The sequence below is a fragment of the Pseudomonas sp. IT-347P genome (assembly GCF_949768005.1).
GTDB lineage: Bacteria > Pseudomonadota > Gammaproteobacteria > Pseudomonadales > Pseudomonadaceae > Aquipseudomonas.
This window is the reverse complement of sequence record NZ_CATKPQ010000044.1, coordinates 100,463-122,475: the sequence shown is the minus strand read 5'-3', so window position 1 is coordinate 122,475 and position 22,013 is coordinate 100,463. Positions and strand designations below refer to the sequence as shown.

Below are 22,013 nucleotides of genomic sequence, written 5' to 3'. Positions count from 1 at the left end.
GTTACAACAATCGGCCCGACTGCCGAACATTTCAACCCCTGAAAAAAGATAAATATTCATTCGCAAAAAAAGCCGGACAACCGGGCAAAGCACTGGTAAGGTCGGGAGTCGGGTCGCCTCGCAGCCCGGCAAAATTTGCTCACAACTGCCCGTCGTTCAACGGGTGCAGGCTGCGAAAGATCCCCGCCTCCTCGACCAGCCAATCATGCACCGCACGCACGCCCGGATGGCTTAGAGCCCCCGGTGCATACAGCAACACGTAGCGTTTGTGATTGGGCACCGACAGACCAAACGGCACAATCAACGTCCCTCGCTCCAGTTCATCGTTCAGCAAAGTGCGCCGGGCAATCGCTACGCCCATACCGGCAATCGCCGCTTCGATGGTCAGATGATTGCGGTTGAAGGTATGCCCGCGCCGTACATCGGCGCCTTCAAAGCCGATCGCGTTCAAATAGAACTCCCACTCCGCGTATTCATAACTGCCACGCCAGGCGGTGATGTCGTGCAGCAACGGAAAATGCACCAGGTCCGCCGGTCCATGCAGCGGTGGTCGCCCACGCAACAGGCTCGGCGCGCATACCGGGAAAATCTGCTCGTCGAGCAAGGCTGTGGATAACAGTCCCGGATAACTGCCGTCGTTCAAATCGATCGCCAGATCAAAGTCACCCTCGTGCAACGGCACGCTGCTGTCCTCGGCGACCAGCCGAAGCTGAATGTCCGGGTAGCGTTGCTGCAGGCGTGGCAAGCGCGGCGTCAGCCACTTGCTGAGGAACGACGGAATCGAGCGCACGCGCAAAGTCCCGCTGATCATCCCAGCGTCCAGTCGACGCAATTCGGCATCGATACTGCCGTATGCCTCGTTGACGGTGATCGCCAGCCGCTGCCCCTCCGCACTCAGCTCAACACCGCGCGCACGCCGATGAAACAAACGGAAACCCAGGCGCTCTTCCAGTTGCCGGATCTGCTGACTGACCGCACCGGGGGTGATGTGCAGTTCTTCGGCACAACGGGTGAACGACAGGTGCCGCGCGGCACAGGAAAACACCTGCAGCCAGACATAGGTCTGCGCATGCAATTGACGACTCATCGTTTAGTCCCGCTAAAGGCTTACTTAGGAAGTTTCGTTAGTCACGTAGGACTGAGGTAGGCAGTATCGCCGACATTGCGCTTGTCCTACAAAAAATGGCAGCGATTCCTACTCCATCGCTTGTAAGGGTTTAGCATGGCTATCAGTGTTTTTGATCTATTCAAAGTCGGCATCGGCCCGTCCAGCTCCCACACCGTCGGCCCGATGCGTGCTGCCGCGACCTTCGCTCAGGCGCTGATCGATCAGCATTTGTTGAATGATGTGCGCCGTGTAGAAATCCGTTTATACGGCTCGCTGTCGGCCACCGGCGTCGGTCATGCCACCGACCGTGCCACAGTGATGGGCCTGATGGGCGAATGGCCGGACAGCATTGATCCGTCGACCATCGATCCCCGCATCCAGCAACTGCGCGAGACAGGCCAACTGTCTCTTGCCGGTCAGAGAGAAATTGCCTTCGACTGGCAGCGTGATCTCCTGCTGCTGGATGAGAGCCTGCCCTACCACCCCAACGCCATGTCCCTGACAGCCTTTGGCGAAACCGCCGAGTTGTTCGAGCAGACGTACTACTCGGTCGGTGGCGGTTTCATCATCGAAGCAGCAGAAGCCGAGTCCGGTGTGGCCCCGGCCGGTGACGTGGTGTTGCCTTACGATTTCTCCAGCGCCGCCGAACTGCTGGCGCTGTGCAAGCAGCACAACCTGCGCGTCTCCGAACTGATGATGGCCAACGAACGCGCCTGGCGCACCGACGCGGAAATCCGCAACGGCTTGCTGCATATCTGGTCAGTGATGCGTGAATGCGTCGAACAAGGCCTGCGCCACGAGGGCATTCTGCCTGGCGGTCTGAATGTGCCGCGTCGTGCCGCGAAACTGCATCGCAGCCTGCTGGAAATCGGCAAGCCGAACGTGATCAGCTCAACGCTGTCGGCAATGGAATGGGTCAACCTGTTCGCCCTCGCCGTCAACGAGGAGAACGCCGCCGGCGGGCGTATGGTTACCGCGCCGACCAACGGTGCAGCCGGAATCATCCCGGCCGTTCTGCATTACTACATGAAATTCAACCCGGATGCGTCTGACGATGATGTCGTCGCTTTCTTCCTGGGCGCGGCCGCCGTCGGCATTCTGTGTAAGAAAAATGCCTCGATCTCCGGCGCCGAAGTAGGCTGCCAGGGTGAAGTCGGCTCGGCCTGCGCGATGGCTGCAGCAGGACTGGCCGATGTGCTCGGCGCCACCCCGGAGCAACTGGAAAACGCTGCCGAAATCGGCCTGGAACACAACCTCGGCCTGACCTGTGACCCGGTCGGCGGTCTGGTGCAGGTGCCGTGCATCGAACGCAACGCCATCGCCGCCGTGAAGGCGATTAACGCCACGCAAATGGCCCTGCGCGGCGACGGCAAGCACTTCATTTCCCTCGACCGGGTGATCCGCACCATGCGCGATACCGGCGCCGACATGCACGATAAATACAAGGAGACTTCACGGGGTGGTCTGGCTGTGAGTTGGGTGGAGTGCTGATCGGTCTGATTGCACTGTCAGCGATCATCTACCCGGTTCTGCCCTGAAAACGGGCCATTAAAAAAGGCGAGCCGCGTGGCTCGCCTTTTTTATCCCCGTGTTCATTGTTCGACAATTTTCCCGGCACAGCCCTTGCTACTCCCCTGTGGGAGCTGTCGCAGGCTGCGATCTTTCGATCTTCGTGATCGAAATCAACACACCGAAGATCAAAAGATCGCAGCCTCGTTTCACTCGCCAACTCCTACATCAAGCAACAAATACAGGCCACGGAATGGCCGATGATCCGGTTAAGCGAACCAACCCGATCACGGCCGGTCAACAACTGCACGTTCAATCAGGCGGTGACGCATCATGGACAATCCTTTTCAGATCATTACCGATGCCTTCGCGCCGGACTATCAGATCAACCTGAGCATTCAGGGCCTGGACGGCAGCATCATGCTGACCCTGTCCAACAGCGGCCGGATCGTGGCCAAACGCATGATCAGCGCCGAGCAGCGCAACGACCCCGCGCGCCTCAAGCGCCTGGTGCAAAGCATCCAGTTCGGCATTGCCATCGAACAGGGGCACAGCGCCATGGCGATCCTCGAGGCGATGACCAGCGGCAGCGGGCTGACCCCGCCACCGCCGCGCGTCAGCAGCCAGCCCGGACAAGCGGCCGGGCTTTAAAGCTCGCCCTTCTCGACTTCTGGATGCTCGCTGGAACCGGCGCCGAGTTTGCGTTGCGGTTTCTCGATCTTCACCGAGGGAAATTGTGACGAGGCGTAACGCACCACCAGAATCGAGAACGCCAGCAGCAGAATACCGCCGCACAGGTAGATGATGCCCATGTCCGGCGGGTTGTGGTGCGAGACGTTGGAGATCAGCAAACGGGTCAGCGCGGTGATTGCCACGTAGATCAGGAAGCGCACCGGCATGTGGTTGGTCTTGAAGTAGATCCCGACCATCGCGCCCAATTCCAGATAGATGAACAGCAGCAGAATGTCATCGATCTTGATGTGGCCTTCCTCGAGCATCCCGAGAAACTCCATCACCGCCGCCCATGCCGTCACCGCACCGATGGCGAACAGCGCCAGATAGTGGAAGGTTTCGACAAACAGGTTGCCCAGGGACTCGGCCAGTTGATGCACGTTTTGCCGCAATTTCTCGGCCCAGTTGATTTTCACGATGATGTTCCTTAGCCCGATGCGAGCGGATGATGCGTGTTGGACATGACGGTTTTCTGCACGTAACGGTTTTCATGCAGAAAAGAGGCCACGCCATCATGGCGAGCCGCCGCCAAACCCGCGCCGTGGCGTTTGGTCGCAGAGCCCGGGTTTTGCGCAATCCCTGTCGGAGCGAGCTTGCTCGCGAATGCAGACGATAAGGTCGATCTGACAAACCCGAAATCCGGTCTACATTGAAAAGCCACTACCCATGGCGCAGGGATTCGCTTATCCTTTTCGCTGTATATGGATACAGTAGTCGTCAAGACAACTTAATGTGAAGGCATGTGAGGTGGTGAATGGCCGTCGAAGTGGTATACCGCAGCAGCCGAGATCTGGAGCGCTTGTTCATGGATAAAGCCGAAGCTGACCGTCATGACAAAATGCTCGAACTGGCCGAATATCTGGCCGATGTACTGCAAAAAGCCGTTCCGTCTCTGACTGAGCAGCAAGTGGAAGAGGCCGGGATCTACATGGCGAAGAATCGCGATGTGTTTGCCCGGGCGTTCAAGAGCCAGCCGGATGCACTGTCCGAGCTGCTCAATGCACCGGCAGAACCTGCTGAACAAGCTGAAATGGCAGAACCTGCTGAAGCGCCGGCCAAGCCTGCGAAAGCGGCAAAAGCGCCGAAGTAATCGGCGCAATATCAAAAGATCGTCCGATCGCGGCCCGAGCCTTCGGACGATCTTTTGCGTTTCAGCGATACAAAACCCTTTCCGCCAACTCATCCGCCACCCGCGCCGGCGAACGCTTCTCTGCCTGCGCATGGGCGAACACCTCGGTCAGCCGCGAACTGATCTTCGACAGGTGCGCGGTAATCGTCGGCAATTCCTCGCCACGGTGTTTCAGCGACACATAGATCAGGCCACCGGCATTGATCACGTAGTCCGGCGCATACAGAATCCCGCGTCGCTCCAGTTGATCGGCGACATCCAGATGCGTCAGTTGATTGTTCGCCGAACCTGCCACCGCCGAGCAACGCAGTTGCGTAACGGTGTGACTGTTAAGCACCCCGCCCAGACCGCACGGCGCGAGGATGTCGCAGGGTGTGCTGAGCAACGCATCGTTGGCGATCGGGTGGGCATTGAGCTGCTCCATCGCCAGTTGCACCTTGCCGTGGTCGATATCGCTGACCAGCAGTTCCGCCCCGACTGCGTGCAGTTGCTCGGCCAAGGCAAAACCGACATTGCCCAGGCCCTGAATGGCGATGCGCAAGCCCTCGAGGTTGTCGCTGCCCAGCCGAGCCATGGCCGTTGCCCGAATGCCGGCAAACACCCCCATCGCCGCATGCGGTGCCGGGTCGCCGGCTGACGTGGTACTGGTGACATGTCGGGTCTGTTGGGCGATGCAGTCCATGTCCGCGACCGAGGTGCCGCTGTCGATGGCGGTGATGTAGCGACCGTCGAGCTGTTCGATGCAACGGCCGAAGGCTTCGAACAGCGAACCTCGGTTTTCCACATGAGCCGGGCGCACGATCACGGCCACGCCACCGCCCTGCGACAGCCCCGCCAACGCAGCCTTGTAGCTCATGCCCTGTGCGAGGCGAATGGCATCTTCGACGGCAGATTCGTCATTGGGATAGGCAAGATAACGACATCCGCCCAAGGCTGGCCCGAGGCGACTGTTATGGATGGCAATGACCGCCTTCAACCCGGAGACCGGGTCGACGCTAAGGTGCAGCGATTCCAGGCGAGTGCTTTGCATGAGCGCAAACATCGTTGGGCTCCCGAATCACTTCTTGTAGAACGCCAGTATAGGCCTGCGCCTGAAAATTGCTGAAGCGCACCGGAATAAGCCCTCGCGCCGACAACAGCTTTGCGGAATAACGCGAACCTGGCGCAGCAGGGCACTGGACGAATCTCGCGGACGGGGCTAAAACGAGGCATTCTCCGGAGATTTCAATGAGTGCGCGTCAACGTTTTTTCGAATGCCTGCACCGTTCACCGCCCGCGCTGTTCGAAGCCGCGCTGTGGATGGCGGCCGAGCACGAGAAATCGGTCGACCCCGAAGCGCTGCTGCAAGAGTTCAAGGACTTGCAGCAGCGAGTCAGTTACGGCTTGCCAATGCTGCCGGTCAGTGAACTGGCGCAGCCCCTGTTACGCCGCATGACCGATCTGGGTTTTGCCCAGGACGACTTTCTGCCCCTGCGCCCCCAGGCCGCACTGCTGCACAAAGTACTGCAGACCCGTCGCGGCCAGCCACTGGCACTGGCGCTGATTGCTCTGGAGTTGGCGCATGGCCTGGAGATTCCTCTGGTCGGGGTCAACTTCCCCGGACACTTCCTGTTGCGGGTGCCCGGCGCCGATCACTTGCTTGATCCGTGCGGCGGCCGGCGCTTGTACCCCAATGATTGCCGCGAATTGTTGCAGCGCCAGTACGGGCCGAACATGAAACTGACCGCCGAGCATCTGCTGACCGCCAGCCCCCAACAGATGCTCCAGCGCCTGTCGCGCAACTTGCGCCAGTTGCACCTGACCCACGATGATTTCATCGCTGCGCTGATCGACGCCGAACGCGTGCTCGAACTGGGCGACGCTGGCGCCGCCGATTACCTGGCTCGAGCCAGTCTTTATCAGCGGCTCGACTGCCCGAACGCCGAACGCTTTGATCTGGAGCGCGCGTTGTTGCTCAGTGACGACCCGATTCAGCGCCTGCGTCTGACCGAACGCCTCGGGCATCTGCCGCCCAATTCCGTCGTCCATTAAAAATCAAAGATCTTCAGGATCTGACAGATATTCCCATTCCAGCTGCCGAATTTCCTTCGGAGGGCGAACGCACCTGAATGATCAGCAGCGCGGCCATCACCGCGGGGATCGCACAGAAGAAGAAAATCTGCGCCACCGGAATGTGCATCGCCAACAGCAGGCTGCCAAACAACGGCCCGAGAATCGAACCGAAACGTCCCACGCCCAATGCCCAACCAGTGCCGGTCGCGCGTACCTGTGCCGGGTAGAAATTACTGGCAAACGCATTCAGCGTCAGTTGCCCGCCGATGATGCAGAACCCGGCGGCGAAGACACACGCCACCAGATAACGCGGATTGTCGTGATTGAGCCCGAGCAGAATCGTGCACAGCGCCGCGCCGGCCAACACCGCTGACAACAAACGAACCTTGCGCTTCAAGCGGTCAGCAAACCAGGCCATACAGATCGCGCCCAAGGTGCCGGCGAACAGAAACATCGACGTCACCAGATTGGCCTCGTTGAGTTTCAGGCCACTTTCCAGCAACAGCGTCGGCAGCCAGCTGATCATGAAATACAACAGAATCAGGCTGACGAAAAACGTCGCCCAGATCAACAAGGTCGGCCGCGCGTAACCATTGCGGAACAACTCGACCACGGTCAGTTTGCTGCCCTGCTCACGTTCGTTCTGCTCGACGCTGGCCACCGGCGGTTGCCAGTCCGGCAGCATGCGCGCGGTGACTTTGCGCAGCCGCGCATACGGCGGTGCATCACGCAGCAAACGTGGCAGCGATTCCGGCAGCATCCAGCAGAGAAACGGAAACAGCAGCAACGGCGTGACGCCACCGGCGAGGAATACCGCCTGCCAGCCGAACCGGTCAATAAAACCGGCGGCGACGAAACCACCCGCTGCGCCACCGAACGAGAAGCCACAGGCCGCCAGCGTCACCATCAAGGTGCGCAAGCGCGGAGGCGAATATTCCGACATCAGTGCCATGGCACTGGGCATTGCCCCGCCCATGCCGATGCCACAGATGAAACGCGCGATCATCAGCGTATTGAGAGAGTCGGCGAAGACCATCAGCACCGTCAGCGTGGCATAGATCACCACGCAGGCGAGCAGAATGCGTCGTACGCCAAAGCGGTCGGCCAGCGGCGTGACGGCCAGGGATCCGAGGGTGAGTCCGAGCAGGTTGGCACTGAAAACAGGTCCGAACGCAGATTTTTCCAGACCCCAGTCCTGCGCCAGCGCGGGCACCACGTAGCCGAGTACCTGGGCGTCATAGCCATCGGTGACCAATAGCAAGGCAAGCAGGATCAAGAGCAACCACTGATAGCGGGACACAGGACGGGCGTCGAGTGCCGCCCGGAAGCTGGCAATCTGGTTGTGCATCGCAAGGTACCTGTTTTGTTTTTATGATTATCCTTTGTAGGCCTTCGCCTGCTCGCGATAGCGGTGGGTCAGTCAGAACATGAGTGACTGACACACCCTCGTCGCGAGCAGGCGAAGGCCTACTGGGTTACGGGGTGTCGGGTTGATTGTCGGGATGCGCCTTGATGAACGCCGGATGCTCAACCGCCAGCGCCGCCACACGGCGAATTTTCGGATACGCCTCAAGACTGACGTTGAACCGCTGCGCCGCATACAACTGCGGAATCAGATACACATCGGCCACACACGGCCACTCGCCGAAACAGAAACCCTCGTCGCCAATCAACTGCTCCACTGTCGCCAGCCCTTGAATGATCCAGTGACTGATCCACTCGACCACCTGAGGCTCATCGTGCCCCAATTGGCGCAGGCGGTTGAGCACGCTAACGTTGTGCAGCGGATGCACGTCGCAACCGATCACCGCCGCCACACCGCGCACCTGCGCACGGGCGAGCAGATCCTCCGGCAGCAACGGCACCTGTGGATAACGCTCTTCCAGGTACTCGATGATGGCCGGCGATTGAATCAGTAAACCGCCCTCGTCAGTGCGCAAGGCTGGCACCCGCCCCTGTGGATTGATCGCCAGATACGCTGCCTGCCGGTGCTCGCCGCCGGGCGGGGCGATCAGATTGACCGGCAGCGCCTGATACTCCAGCCCTTTGAGCGCCAGCGCGATGCGCACCCGGTACGACGAGGTCGAACGGTAATAGGTATAGAGATCCATAAGCCGCTCCTGTCAGCGCGCCGCCAGCACTTTGCCGCGGCATTCGCCGAAGCCGATCGAGGCAAAACCGTCGCGGGCACAACGCGCACGCAGGATGATTTCGTCGCCATCTTCAAGGAATTTACGCACCTCGCCAGACGCCAGTTCGATCGGCTTTTTGCCGCCCTCGGTGATTTCCAGCAGGCTGCCGAACTGCCCGCTCTGCGGGCCGGACAAGGTGCCCGAACCGAACAGGTCACCGGCCTGCAACTGGCAACCGTTGACGCTGTGGTGCGCAACCATTTGCGCGACGGTCCAGTACATGTAGCGCGTGTTGCTCAGGGTCAGGCGATGGGCCGGCAGGTTCTGCTCGCGCATGGCTTCGGTGAGCAGCAGCACTTCCAGCTCGATGTCGAAGGCACCGCCATCCTGATCGCGTTTGTCGAACAGGTAAGGCAAGGGCTGCGGATCACCTTCAGGACGTTTCGCTTGCGCGATGCGGAACGGCTCCAGGGCTTCAGTCGTTACCACCCACGGCGAGACACTGGTGATGAAACTCTTGGACAGGAACGGCCCCAGTGGCTGGTATTCCCAGGCCTGGATATCGCGGGCCGACCAGTCATTGAGCAAGCAGAAACCGGCGATGTGGTCAGCGGCGTCACCGATGGCGATCGAGTCGCCCATCTCGTTGCCCTGGCCGATCCAGATGCCCAGCTCCAGTTCATAGTCCAGTCGCGCGCATGGGCCGAACACCGGCTCGGTCTGACCGGCCGGCAAGGTCTGGCCTTTCGGACGCCGCACGTCGGCGCCGGAGGCACGCACGGTAGAGGCACGACCGTGATAGCCGATTGGCACGTGTTTGTAGTTCGGCAGCAGCGGGCTATCCGGGCGGAACAGTTTGCCGACGTTCTGCGCGTGTTCAATGCCGACGTAGAAATCGGTGTAATCGCTGATCCGGGCGGGCAGATGCAACTGGCAATCGGCGGCCAGTGGCAGCAGTTTAGAGCCTTGCGCCTCGATGCTGCCGCGATGCGTGCTGCCTTCGCTGAACAGTTCCAGCAGGCGAGCGCGCAACGCCACACGCGCCTCGCGACCGAGCTCGAAGAAGGCGTTCAACTGGCCGCCATGCATGGCTTCGACGGCGCTACGCGCGACGCCGTCGAACAACCCGGCCTCCAGCGCGACTTGCAGATCGAAGATCTGATCACCAATCGCTACGCCCGCACGCGGCGGTGAACCGTTGGCGCTGAACACACCGAGCGGCAGGTTCTGCAGCGGAAAATCAGCGTGGCCGTTGGCCGAAGCAACCCAACTGCGGGTCATGGAATTCTGCGTCATGGGTTATCTCCGGGTCGGGTCGAACGTGGCGGGCAGCGTGGCCCAGCAAGCGTCGTAAGTGGATTGCAATTGCGGGCAGTCGAGGGCGAAACGGCTCGGGCGCAGCACCTGGCTGGTCTCGAACATGAAGGCCATGGTGTTATCGATTTTCGCTGGCTTGAGCTCAGCGTTGATCGCTTTGGTACAGGTCTCGCCATCCGGGCCGTGGGCGCTCATGCAACTGTGCAGCGAGGCTCCGCCGGGCACAAAGCCTTCGGCCTTGGCGTCGTATTCGCCCTGGATCAGACCCATGAATTCGTTCATCAGGTTGCGGTGGAACCACGGCGGACGGAAGGTGTTCTCGGCGACCATCCAGCGCGGCGGGAAGATCACGAAGTCGAGATTGGCCAGACCGTGCACGCTGGTCGGCGAGGTCAGCACGGTGAAGATCGATGGATCCGGATGATCGAAACTGACCGTGCCGATCGTGTTGAAACGACGTAGATCGTATTTGTACGGCACATTGTTACCGTGCCAGGCGACCACGTTCAGCGGCGAGTGATTGAGTTCGGTGGCCCACAACTGGCCGAGGAATTTCTGCACCAGGGTGGTCGGTTGCTGCAGGTTTTCATAAGCGGCGACGGGGGTCAGGAAGTCGCGCGGATTGGCCAGACCGTTGCTGCCGATCGGCCCCAGATCCGGCAGGCGCAGCGGCGCGCCATGGTTCTCGGCAACGTAGCCACGGGCTTGCGCGTCGAGCAATTCGACACGGAATTTCAAACCACGCGGCAGCACGGCGATTTCCAGCGGTGCGACCTCAAGCACGCCCAATTCGGTAGCGATGCGCAGACGACCGAGCTGCGGCACCAGCAGCAGCTCGCCGTCAGCGTTGAAGAACACGCGCTCCATCGAGCGGTTGGCGGCATAGTTGTAGATGCTGATGCCGGACGGTTTTTCGGCGCCGGCGTTGGCGGCCATGCTCACCAGACCGTCGATGAAATCGGTCGGTTCGGCCGGGATCTCCAGCGGATTCCAGCGCAGGCGATTGGGCGTCACTTCACCCAACGGGCCACCGGCCAGTTGCCGCTCCAGTTTGACGAAAGCCGGGTGATTGGCCGACGGCTGAATCCGGTACATCCACGTGCGCCGCGCTTCACTGCGAGTCATGGTGAACGCGGTGCCGGAAAACAATTCTGTGTAGAGACCGTACGGGGCTTTTTGCGGGGAGTTCTGGCCGACGGGCAGCGCGCCGGGCAACGCTTCAGAGCTGAATTCGTTGCCGAAACCGGACTGATACGCCAGCGCCTGAGCGGTTGAATCGAGGTTCATGGAGCCTCCTGAACAGGGAGTCGGCAGTGGCCCATCGCTCTGTCTCAGAGGTTTCGGCACGCCGGGGTTGTTATTATCGTAATTCGATTACGCATAACGTAATTTGCTCGCTATCCAGCGTCAAGCTATAAAGACGCCCATTCGTTTCGGAACCCGGCCGCACCATGGAAAAAACCAGCGACAGCAACGGCAAACAGAAAGTCCGCTCCGCCGAAGTCGGCACCGACATCCTCAAGGCCCTGGCCGAGTTGTCACCGTCCACTTCGTTGTCGCGGCTGGCCGAACATGTGCAGATGCCAGCAAGCAAGGTCCATCGTTATCTGCAGGCGTTGATCGCCTCGGGATTCGCCGAACAGAACGCCGCCACCAACCATTACGGCCTCGGCCGTGAAGCGCTGCGTGTGGGCCTGGCCGCACTCAACAGTATGGACGTGCTGAAAGTCGCCGCCCTGCCGTTGGCCGAACTGCGCGACGAACTCAACGAAACCTGCTTTCTGGCGGTGTGGGGCAATCAGGGCGCAACCGTGGTGCACATCGAACCGGCGGTGCGCGCGGTGACGGTGGTGACGCAACTGGGGTCAGTCTTGCCACTGCTCAGCTCTTCGACGGGGCTGGTGTTCAGCGCGTACCTGCCGCATCGGGAAACCGACGAGTTGCGCGAGCTGGAAACGGCTGACCTCGCTCATCCGCTGAAAGATGAAAAAGCCTACAAAACCTTGTGTGAGCAGATTCGCGAACGCGGCCTGCATCATGTTCACGGATTGTTGATGCCGGGCGTGGATGCCTTGTCGGCACCGGTGTTCAACGCAGTAGGACAGGTGGCCGCCGTGTTGACCATCGTTGGCCCGACCTCATTGTTCCACGCCGACGAAAACGGCCCGGCGGCGCAGCGGTTATTGGCTGCGACGCGGGCCGTGAGTTGGCGGATGGGGCATCAGCCTGAAAATGCCTGAACCGTCAGATTCAATCGACGATGCGGGCTACGCCTTCCAGGAACAGCTGCGGTGCTGCCACTGCAGACACATAATCGATGCCGACCGGTACCCCGGTCGCGGTTGAAAGAATGTCCGAAAGATCCTTGATACGTGTCAACAGCCCTACTGCTGAAGACGACGCCCCCATCCCTGCGACGAACCCGACATAAAGAAGGGTTGCACTTCTCCACGCCGAGGCGAGATGAGCTTTACCTGCTTGCTCGTCGCCTCGGTTGTAGGCAATCACGCCCTGCACAATCGATCGGGTGATGCGTACGACGCTGGCCGCCAAACCAACCGGCGGCACAAACAGCGAAATGACATCTACCACCAACTCCACTCCGATCAGCACATGGCGCCAGAAAAGCTCTCCCTGAGTGGTTGTTTGATGGTCAAGGTCATAAAGCAAGCGCTGCACCATGCTGTCGTACTCTTGGCGAAAATGTACGACTGGAAAACTGTCGCGCAATTCCGGGGTGGCCAGCGCGGGACCCGACGCTGCCCGGCAACGCTCGACGAATCTCTGCATGATGGCACGGTCCTCAATTCTGACCAGACGCACCAAGTGGTTGCCCAATGCATACCGCCTCAGACCTTCGGTAAGGCTTCCTATCGGACGGAATGACAAACCGTCCGGGGCTTTCGGAATGTAGACCACAAACTCGTATCTACCCGCCACATAGCGACCAAAAGTGTAGGCGCCTTCCACACGCAAGCCTTCCAGCGCCAAGGTGTAAATTCCTGTCTTCGGTACGGTTCCTCTGTAGACCGGATCCGCAGTGCTGACACGATCATGATCCAGCTCAGCGATCTGTCCGTTGAGCCAATCGTAATCTTCGGGCGACAGCGTACCTTGCATTTTTTGTGTTAACGCGAGTCTGAACATCTCGTTTTGTACGGTCTTGCAATATAGCTTCGCCTTTAGCTCCTTATCGCTGGCATTAACGAACCGCTCGCGCAAATACTGCTCGTATTTCACCCCAGGTCGCAGATCAATCAGCGCCGAGACAACGGAGGCATCCAGACGGCCCAGAGGTGCATTGTCCAGCGAGTAAAAATGGACCGGGTCACTGGTTGTCCAGACCTGCCACTGGATAAACAGATTGGTCAGCGTCATATAGTCATGCCCGCGCAGCTTGACGCGCACTCGGTCCGGATCAATGTATGGATTCGGTCCATAGAGAGACAAGTATCCGTTCAACGCGTGCATTACCCGCTCGCGAGAAAATTCGTTGAGCGTTTGAATGTACAGCGGTCTCTTAGCAACTTGGGCAATGGCTTTGAACTCCGTATTCAACCGGGTAAAGCGCGCGCGATCTTCATTGGTAGCATTGCGATACCAGTCAGGCGTTACTGTCTGTTCTTCACTGATTTCCCAATCAATCAGGTTATCCACTGCATTGATCAGCGGGGCCTGGGTCCACGGTACAAAAGTCACACCGCCCCACCACCACTGCTCGTAAATCGGGGCCAATTCGGTAAAGGAAAGATACGACTCCACCAGATTTCTGCGATTAGAGCTATGGCACTGATTGATCAGAAAGTCGCGATCGAGCGGCTCAAAACCCCATTTAGAGAACTGGCGCTTAAGTGCTCTCAGGTCAGGAAACTCGTACCAATGCTGCCCGGCCGGTGCACCCGGCGCGTACAACACGTGCAAAGCATTGTCCGCTAGCGCGCCTTTTGCGCGAAATACAATCATGTCCCTCATCGGCCGATAGCTGGAACGGAACGCAAGACCTCCCGCCTCCATCGTTGAATCGCCAAACAGGTAACGCTGCATGATGTTTTGTGCGCTTGGGCTGATGTGCTTTTGTAAAATGGCCGCGAAATTGCTGAGTGCGATCTGTTGGCTCATCAACTCGCGCATGGTTTCCCTGACCTGGGGATCATTCAGACGCTCGCCGCGTTTACGGGCGTAATCCAAGCGCAAATCAAATTGACGTACGGCATATTCGATATTGGCTACGCTAAGCCTCGAGTTGTCATGAGTTCCTTCGACCTTTAGGCTGTAACGGGCTGCATCGTCGTGTAGCCCATAGGTGAACAGTTGGGTCAGCGTCTTGCGCTCGATGTAGTCGATTTTTTTTGTCCCAATCGGCACCGATTGTTTGACCGATACCCAGATAGCATCCGGATCGACAGGCTGGGACTGGCCGCGGGAAATATGTTCGCCAACGACGCCACGCGCATATTCGTGCAGGGATGACAGCCCCCCCATCACGCTGTGCAGGGCGATTTCACTGCTGAACAACTGTTTTTCCAGAGCGGTAAACACTTCCTGATTGGTGGATGAGGAATCCTTGAGCCACTGCGGTCGAGCGTCTCGGGTGAATTGAGCGAGCAGTTTGGCCATGCGCGCCTTGCCGTCGTTACTTACGCCTTCCAGCATCTGTACGAAGTCAATAGAATCCAATATAGCTTCTAAGTCTTCACCCGGTTCATTCAATTGACGAACATGAAAAGCATAATCACGTTGTTGCTTTCTCAACACGTTATCGATACTCGCCTGAAAAAGCTCGCCCTTGACCTTCGGGTAACGAATTACGGGCACACCCCTGATAAGTTTAGCGTCCTCAAGAGCGGCGCCTTTAAGCAACTGTTCACAACTGTCCGAGCGACTCAGACGCTGTTCGATTTCTTGCTGGAGTAACGCCGCGGTACGAAATACTTCCAAGCCGCCACTTGGAGTATAAAGAATTACCCAGTCATCTTCGACCGACACCAACTCATCGCTGAACTGACCATCGAGTCGCTGGACAAAACAACAATCAAGTGTTGAAAAGCTATTATCCTCCAATTGCAGCGCAATGCCGTATACCGGCGCCTGCGGCTGATCCCTGAGGAAAACATTCAAACTTTCCTCAACTTCTTTAATAACCCCGTTGACTTGTACCGTTACACGCAGCTCTTCCCAAAACAACTTTGCATACGCGTTGCGCAAAGTGACGTTACGCGGGGGTAGTTTCCGGCCAAATGCATCATTGCCGGGGGATGCAATCCAGTGTCGCTGAAGCGCCGATGAGCATCGTTGCGCCAGCGTCCCAATGACTTCGCCGATTAGCAATCCTGCCGCGGCCACATCAAATCCGACAATCCGGTCCTTTTCGTTTGTGCTGCCGTGCACGCCATACAGTCCGTACTGACTGGAGTCGTACAGAGGAGCGCGACCACGTACCACGCATTCGATCAGGATTTCATTTAAGAGCCCCGTCGGCTCCACGCCCGGAATATCGGTTCGACGGGCATTAACAAATATTTGCTCCAAGGGTAATTTGGGCGCGATGTTGTAAAGCGCTTCGCGCATAACCTCCTTCATGATCAACCTGAAGGAGGGCGTGACTTTCAGCGCTTGCTCAAGAGCCAGAAACTCTTCGCTTACACTCTCAAACTGCTTTTTGTTCGACACATTTCCAGCGAAACTCATACACACTTCCTTAATCACACCATATAATTCGGACACTAAAAAAGAGCCCAAAAACGAGTGACTAAGCTAGCGCGATCAGAAGCAACTAAAATACTCCACACCCATGACAAGATATTTAAACAAACGACAACTTATTAAAAACCAACAATTATCAAGCAGCGCTCAAACACATAGACCCAACATTCTTGCGCGAGCCACGGCGTGCGTGCGACGTTCTACCCCTAATTTGACATGAATTCGTCTGACATGAGTTTTAACCGTGTGCAATGAGATGAACAACTTCTCAGCTATTTGTTGATTTGAATAGCCCGATGCAATCAACGCCAATACTTGCGTTTCTCTTACGCTCAAAAAATGTTCCTGATCATGTTTGTCATTAGTTGCACTCCCACGATCGCTCACCAGCGCCGGACAACGTTTTTCGAATTGCCTGATCCATCCTGTCAAATGACAGGAAGTAGCCAATTGCCGACCACGACTGGAAAGCTGCCGGGCTGCGCATGGGTGATTCAACAACAGCGCGGCCTCCGCGCTTGCCAGGAGCAATTCGGCTTCCAGCCTGTGCATGCGCCGTGCATGGGCGTGATCGATCAGTCGCTGCAGATATTCCATCGGCCGTTGCGCTTGTCCCATATGGATCTGCGCCACGATCAACAGGTATTCGATACGCGGAATCAATTCCAGTGTGGCCGGTGGCGCCTGGAGGCCATCGGGCGCTTCATAGTGTTTGAGCAAACGACTCAGCGCCTCCCTGGCCAGCTCCGCCCGTCCCCGCTGCAGCCAGAATTCACTGCGGACCTGCAACAGCACGCCTAGATAGACCGTATCCGGGATCTGTCGCTGCTGCATCACGCGTTCGACTTCGCGCAGGCGCAGGAACGCTTGCGCATAATCACCACGGCCGGCCGCCAGTTGCGCCAGGCCGAGATATCCGAACAGTACGCGTTTGTCATGGCTACGCAGGCAGTCGTCAAGGCCGCGCTGGAACAGCCCGGCTGCCACTACGTCATTGCCCATGCTCATTGCCAGCCGCCCGCGTCGAATCGCGATTCGCCCGAGCAGCGGCACTGGACGATGGACCCGCTGACGGAGCAGCTCATGCACGTCCGCCAACAGCACTTCCGCACGTTCTGTAGCGCCACGCTGCTCCAGCAATTGCGCATGATCGAGTTCAAGCAAGCCCTCGAACAATAACGAATTCCGCGCCCGGGCCAGACGCAACGCATTGCGATTGATGGCGTGAGCCTGATCCAGCTCCCCGAGCAGCAATGCCTGTTGAGTCTGCCCGGACATGCATAGCAGCGCGACTGGCCAGGCATCGGCATCAAGCTCGGCCAATGCCTGGCTGAAATGTTCGCAAGCCGGCACGCCGCGCCCCTGCAGATGCAGCAGCCAGCCTTGTTGCGCCTGCCAATGAGCAAGCAGCCGGCGTTGCTGACAGGCCGAAGGTTGTGGAAAAAATCGCGACAAATGCTCCATACACAACGTCGCTTGCTCAAAGCGCCCGGCAAACGATAACGCTGCGCTAATCAGCATTACTCCATGCGGCGAGCCGAGCGTGAGTGCCTCATCCTGCCGCCCGTGCAGGCGTAGCAGCAACACCACCATTTGATCTTCGAACAAGTGCTCGATACTCAGGTACTGCAACAGGCTGCTCGCCACTTCGTATTCTTCGGCAAGCAGGGCGTGCTCGAAAGCCGACGTCCAGTCCTCTCTGACCGTAAACCACTGGCACGCCAGACGATGCCACGTGCGTCCCTCAGGCCATTGTTCGCTTTGTATCAAGCGGGCCAGCGCCGGAAAAACCTGCCACCAGCCGGACGAATCATGCCAGGGCTCGATAAAGCACCCCAGTGTTTGCAACGTTCTCAAATATTGCGCGCCCTCACCGGCACCAAAAAGATGCTCGCAGATTTCCGCGTTGAAGCGAGGCATGTGGGCCAGCACGCGCCAGACCTCGGCCAATTCGGGTGGCAGAGCACTGAACAGCTCGTAGTCGAGGTAATCATGCAGGGTGTCGAATCGCGGTTTAGGCACGTTTTTCTTCGCCCAGTCACACGTCTGAAGCAACGCCATGCGCACACCAGCGCACCACCCGCCCGTATCGTGCATCAAGCGCTCGACAACACTGTCGACACGCTCCGCCGGTAACTGCCGCAATAACCGAGTGACCTCATCGGCGGTCATTGCCAGCGTCCGCGCTTCACTAATGTAAAGCTCGTCGTCGAGTAGCAGCCTTGGCCAGTTACACTTTGGACGACAACGTGTGCCAATCCACCAGGTCAATGCCGGATTGGCAATCGCCAACAGCCGATCCAGGAATCCGTCGAGCAGCGGATCAGGCTGGCGGCAGTAGTCATCAAGAAACAGCCAAGTCTCTGCCGTCAGGCTGGCCAGCACGGCAACAAGCTCGGCTTCGCCCGCCTCCTGCACTTGCAGCGCAAGGGCCAGGCAACGGCGAAAATCATCAACACACGATTTACGGCCATCCAACGCCAACCAAAGCACCGTACTACTGGCCGGCGCCTGCGACAGGCATTCAGCCAGCAACGCGCTCTTGCCACTGCCAGCGGGAGCACAAACCAGCTTTACCCGCGCCGCCGACGCCAACATCGGCTGACTCAAACGAGGGCGCAAAAGGTGGTGAGCAGAAATCCTGGGCAAAAATCCGGGGTGATCCAGGCAAGGCGTCATGGCGTTCATCGGCTGAGCCTTCTTATCGTTGTCCGCCCACCCTAGCCCTCTCTCGCGCACTTGTTGACGAGTATTCAGCACGCTGATTGACGGCCATAAAAAAGGCGACCGCGCGGTCGCCTATCGTACAGCTGAAACCGTTACCGCACGCCCTCGGCACGCAAGGCCGATGGCGTGTAATCGGCAGCCTTGGCTTCGAAGCCGAACACGAAACTGTGCTTCTCTTCGTTCTTCATCCCCAGCGCAATGTAGCGGCCGGCAATGATGTCGTAGAGTGCTTCGAGGGTATAAGCCTGCGCCTGGTGATCGTAGTAGTACTGAGCGTGACCTTCAGCGACACGCCACAGTTGCCCGCGACCATCGTAGTGATCGGCCAGCGCCACCTGCCAGCTGTCTTCGTCGATGTACATGTGGCGCTTGGCGTAGATGTGCCGCTCGTTTGGCTTGACCGTGCCGATCACCTCCCAGACCCGGTGCAGTTCATAGCGAGTCAGGTCCTGATTGATATGCCCGGCTTTGACGATGTCGTCGTACTTGAGACTCGGCGAGTCGAGTTTGTAGCTGTTGTACGGGATGTACATTTCCTTCTTGCCGACCAGTTTCCAGTCGTAGCGATCCGGCGCGCCGGAGAACATGTCAAAGTTGTCCGACGTGCGCAGGCCGTCGGCCGCAGTGCCAGGGCCGTCATAGGCCACTTGCGGTGCCCGGCGCACGCGGCGCTGACCGGCGTTGTAGATCCACGCCAGCCGCGGTTCCTTCACCTGATCGAGGGTTTCATGGACCAGCAGCACGTTACCGGCCAGACGTGCCGGCGCGGTCACCGACTGTTTGAAGAAGGTCAACACGTTGGCGGCTTTTTCCGGGTCGAGGTCCTTCATCAGTTGCGGCACGGCGATCTCTTCTTCGAAGCGGATCGGCGTGTAGCTGCCGTTGGTCTGCGGGGTCACCTGAGTGATGATGCGTTTGACGTTGCCGCCGTGATAACGGGTGATGTGGTTCCACAACACCTCGACGCCATTCTTCGGAACCGGAAACGCGTAGTAGCGATTGCCGGTGAAATTGGCCAGGCCGTTACCCTCGTTGATGGTGGTCACGTTGAGCGCACTGCGCTTGGCCGATTCGTAGATTTCCGACGGTGCAGCGACGGTGCGGTGAGTTGGATAGACCGGGATCTTGTAGGTTTGCGGATAGCGCTTGAACATCGCTATCTGGCCATCGGAGAGCTTGTCCTTGTACTTGTCGACGTTGGCCGCGGTGATGGTGAACAGCGGTTTTTCATTGGCAAACGGGTCGGCGAGGAAGCCTTTGCTGTCCACCGCAGCGGCGTTTTTCGGGATGCCGCCAGTCCATGCCGGAATCGAACCGTCAGCATTGCCGGCCTTCTCGGCGCCGAGCGGGGTCAGGCTGGTCCCGAGTTTGTTGGCCTCATCCGGCGACACCGCCGCCATCACGTTGGCCGCCAGCAGACTCAGGGCCAGCACACCACATTGCAGAATCATTTTGCGCATTGCATTCATCCTTCTCGGGCAGATCAGAAGTTCACGCCGAAGCTCAGGGCCACGAAGTCACGGTCTTCGAGGACGTTGTAGTCGCCACCGAAAAAGTCGGTGTAACTGAGGCTCGCGGTGTAGGTGTTGCGGTAGTCGGCATCGACGCCGACGCTGATCGCTTTCGCGCCTTCGTTGAACAGGCCGTTGGGGCCGTAACCGGCGACGTCATGCGACCACGACAGGTTGGGTTTGAAGTTGACCCCACCGATCACGTTGGCGTAATCGAGAATCGCCCGCGCGCGGTAACCCCAGGAAGTCGAGGTGACGAAGCCATCGGTATCGCCGCCAAAACCGTACTGGCCGTACACCGAGTCACGGCCATAACGCAGCTCGCTGCGCGACTCCAGGCCACCGACGTGGACCACCGCGGCTTCGCCCACCACGGTCAGGCGTTCCGCGCCCAAGACCTGATCGAAGAAGTGCGTCAGGGTGCTCTGGATCTGTGTGACCTCCTTGCGGCGATAGCCTTTGTTGTCCGCGCCCGGCGTGGTCGCGAGCGGCGATGCCGCACCGCCGGCAATCGGGTTGAGCAGCGCCAGCGTCAGGTCGTTGGTATTGACCTGCACCGGGGCATTGGGCCGATAGCTGATCTCGCCGGTCCATGCAGTGCCGGTCGGTAACGTGGTGGAGAAACTGGCGCCGTACAGACGAATGTCTTCCGGGTATTCGAGGTAGTACTGACCGCGCCCGAGCATCACACTTTGCGCCAGCCCTGCACCGCTGCCAGGCGCGAGGCCGTTGGCGATTCCGACCATGCCCGGCAAGGCCGCCAGCGTCGACAGGCCGGCGGTGGTGGTGCCGACCGTCGGGGTGCGGCTGTGGTAGTTCATGAAGTACAGGCCATATTCGGTGTCGTCGCCGAGCCAGCGCAACGCTGTCCCCCACTGTCCGGAATCGCGCGCATCGCGATCGCCACCCCGGGGAATCACCACCCCTTCACGGGTGACCTGAATGCCTTGGCCAAAGGCCTGGGTCAGCGGCACAAACGGCGCGATCGCCGGGTTGCCGACGGTGTAGCCGTTGTTGCAACCATCCGCCGCCACATCGACCCCGAAGAAGGTGCCGCAGTTGTCGAGAACGGTCTGGTCCCATTCCAGTTGATAGAAACCTTCAACGGTCAGTTGATCGGTCAGGCCTTGCGAGCCAAACAGCATGTTGACCGGAATCAGGCCTTCTTTGATTTCCGCACCGGGGCGACGAAACGCCGACACGTCGATCGGGTTGATGCTGTTGATCGAGTTGCCGATAAACGTACTTTCGCCCCAGCTCACCACCTGTTTACCCGCGCGCACAGTGCCCGGTAGATCCGCGATGGAATAGTTGTGATAGACAAACGCATCGAGGATTTGTGCGCCGGAAGACTTCGCGCCTTCCTTGCGCCCGCTGTCGCTGATCGGCTTGAACTCGCGGTCTTCGTCTTTCAGCTCGAAGTCATACCAGTACTTGCCGCGCACGAAGACACCGGTGTCGCCGTACTTGAGTTCAAGGTCGTGAATGCCTTTGAAGATTTTCGAGAAGGTTTCGCCCTTCTTGAAATTCAAACGCCCGTCATCACCGGTGGAGGATTGCCCGGTCCCACCATTGACCGTACCGACCAGCGACTTGTCGGCATCGCGCATCCCCCAGCTAGCGCCGATCGACAGCGACGAGTCGAAGGTGCCCTCGATTTCGCCAATGTTGAACGCAACCGCTTGCGCCTGAGCGCAGCAACCCAAAGCCACCGCGGCTGCCAGCGCCTGCGGTGTGAAGATGGCGCGCATTGTTGTTTTTGTCATGCGTCTTCCCCGGTGAGTGACAGAAGGCCTCACCCTACTGCCGCGCAACCGTGTCGATAAGCGCACCAAGGAGGTATTCGTGTTGTCACTCGAAAGGATGAATGGCCTTGCTGGGCGGGGCTTTGCGCCGCTTATGGATCAGCTGTATGGAAGATCATCAGTGCTGCGCATGGTGCGCTCAGAGGACTGTTACGTGCCCCGCAACAGTGCATGTCCGGAATCGGTATTTTTCCTACGCGCTCAAGACCTTATTCTGAACGCGCTTTCACGGGACACGCCGCAAAGCATGAAGCCAGCTACGCTGAGTCACTGAAGCGACTGGCAACA

15 protein-coding genes and 1 pseudogene are annotated in these 22,013 nt (G+C 58.9%); 5 read left to right on the top strand and 11 right to left on the bottom strand.

From position 1 onward, the window contains the following. Positions 1-139: 139 nt before the first annotated feature. Positions 140-1,087, bottom strand: a complete 948-nt coding sequence (locus tag ACM6IV_RS16845; protein WP_204896161.1) for a LysR substrate-binding domain-containing protein — start codon at positions 1,085-1,087, stop codon at positions 140-142. A 135-nt stretch (positions 1,088-1,222) separates the two neighbouring features. On the opposite strand from ACM6IV_RS16845, the gene ACM6IV_RS16840 reads away from it, so the two are divergent. Together ACM6IV_RS16840 and ACM6IV_RS16835 are read left to right on the top strand one after the other, a co-directional pair. Next, a complete protein-coding gene (locus ACM6IV_RS16840) occupies positions 1,223-2,599 on the top strand; it encodes an L-serine ammonia-lyase (RefSeq protein ID WP_414870852.1) in 1,377 nt (458 codons plus the stop codon). 351 nt (positions 2,600-2,950) lie between these two features. Then, positions 2,951-3,268 carry a DUF3509 domain-containing protein gene (locus ACM6IV_RS16835; protein WP_414870851.1) on the top strand — a complete coding sequence of 106 codons (318 nt, stop codon included), beginning with the start codon at positions 2,951-2,953 and terminating at the stop codon, positions 3,266-3,268. Here ACM6IV_RS16835 and ACM6IV_RS16830 read toward each other — a convergent pair. Then, the gene (locus ACM6IV_RS16830) at positions 3,265-3,765 is read right to left on the bottom strand and encodes a phosphate-starvation-inducible protein PsiE (protein ID WP_026000737.1); all 501 of its coding nucleotides are present in this window, start codon (positions 3,763-3,765) and stop codon (positions 3,265-3,267) included. The two genes, ACM6IV_RS16835 and ACM6IV_RS16830, sit on opposite strands and share 4 nt — an antisense overlap. A gap of 338 nt (positions 3,766-4,103) precedes the next feature. Between ACM6IV_RS16830 and ACM6IV_RS16825 the strand changes: the two are divergent. Further along, positions 4,104-4,358, top strand: a pseudogene (locus tag ACM6IV_RS16825) (YebG family protein); the annotation flags it as partial. A 142-nt stretch (positions 4,359-4,500) separates the two neighbouring features. Here ACM6IV_RS16825 and ACM6IV_RS16820 read toward each other — a convergent pair. Next, entirely contained in the window at positions 4,501-5,520 is a 1,020-nt protein-coding gene (locus ACM6IV_RS16820) for a Glu/Leu/Phe/Val dehydrogenase dimerization domain-containing protein (protein ID WP_414870850.1), read from the bottom strand. Between the two features lie 185 nt (positions 5,521-5,705). Between ACM6IV_RS16820 and ACM6IV_RS16815 the strand changes: the two genes are divergently transcribed. Then, positions 5,706-6,509, top strand: a complete 804-nt coding sequence (locus tag ACM6IV_RS16815) for a SirB1 family protein (RefSeq protein ID WP_414870849.1) — start codon at positions 5,706-5,708, stop codon at positions 6,507-6,509. 13 nt (positions 6,510-6,522) lie between these two features. Here ACM6IV_RS16815 and ACM6IV_RS16810 read toward each other — a convergent pair whose 3' ends face one another. From ACM6IV_RS16810 to hmgA, 4 genes are all read right to left on the bottom strand, one after another. Further along, complete coding sequence (locus tag ACM6IV_RS16810; RefSeq protein WP_414870848.1) at positions 6,523-7,878, bottom strand: MFS transporter; 1,356 nt, start codon at positions 7,876-7,878, stop codon at positions 6,523-6,525. Positions 7,879-8,005: 127 nt separating this feature from the next. Then, positions 8,006-8,641 carry a maleylacetoacetate isomerase gene (maiA, locus tag ACM6IV_RS16805; protein WP_414870847.1) on the bottom strand — a complete coding sequence of 212 codons (636 nt, stop codon included), beginning with the start codon at positions 8,639-8,641 and terminating at the stop codon, positions 8,006-8,008. A 12-nt stretch (positions 8,642-8,653) separates the two neighbouring features. Next, a complete protein-coding gene (fahA, locus tag ACM6IV_RS16800) occupies positions 8,654-9,958 on the bottom strand; it encodes a fumarylacetoacetase (RefSeq protein WP_414870846.1) in 1,305 nt (434 codons plus the stop codon). A 3-nt stretch (positions 9,959-9,961) separates the two neighbouring features. After that, positions 9,962-11,266, bottom strand: a complete 1,305-nt coding sequence (hmgA, locus tag ACM6IV_RS16795) for a homogentisate 1,2-dioxygenase (RefSeq protein WP_414870845.1) — start codon at positions 11,264-11,266, stop codon at positions 9,962-9,964. Between the two features lie 164 nt (positions 11,267-11,430). Here hmgA and ACM6IV_RS16790 point away from each other — a divergent pair, with 164 nt between their 5' ends. After that, on the top strand, positions 11,431-12,219 hold the full coding sequence (locus ACM6IV_RS16790) for an IclR family transcriptional regulator (RefSeq protein WP_414870844.1): 789 nt from the start codon (positions 11,431-11,433) through the stop codon (positions 12,217-12,219). A gap of 10 nt (positions 12,220-12,229) precedes the next feature. Here the strand turns inward: ACM6IV_RS16790 and ACM6IV_RS16785 are convergent, their stop codons facing one another. The 4 genes from ACM6IV_RS16785 to ACM6IV_RS16770 all read right to left on the bottom strand — a co-directional run bounded on the left by ACM6IV_RS16785 (position 12,230) and on the right by ACM6IV_RS16770 (position 21,686). Continuing rightward, positions 12,230-15,667, bottom strand: a complete 3,438-nt coding sequence (locus ACM6IV_RS16785) for a dermonecrotic toxin domain-containing protein (protein ID WP_414870843.1) — start codon at positions 15,665-15,667, stop codon at positions 12,230-12,232. A 162-nt stretch (positions 15,668-15,829) separates the two neighbouring features. Beyond that, on the bottom strand, positions 15,830-18,370 hold the full coding sequence (locus ACM6IV_RS16780; protein ID WP_414870842.1) for a LuxR C-terminal-related transcriptional regulator: 2,541 nt from the start codon (positions 18,368-18,370) through the stop codon (positions 15,830-15,832). A gap of 131 nt (positions 18,371-18,501) precedes the next feature. Continuing rightward, positions 18,502-19,869 (bottom strand): DUF1329 domain-containing protein, encoded by a 1,368-nt coding sequence (locus ACM6IV_RS16775; protein WP_414870841.1) that lies wholly within the window; start codon positions 19,867-19,869, stop codon positions 18,502-18,504. Positions 19,870-19,892: 23 nt separating this feature from the next. Next, positions 19,893-21,686, bottom strand: a complete 1,794-nt coding sequence (locus ACM6IV_RS16770; protein ID WP_414870840.1) for a DUF1302 domain-containing protein — start codon at positions 21,684-21,686, stop codon at positions 19,893-19,895. Positions 21,687-22,013 lie beyond the last annotated feature (327 nt).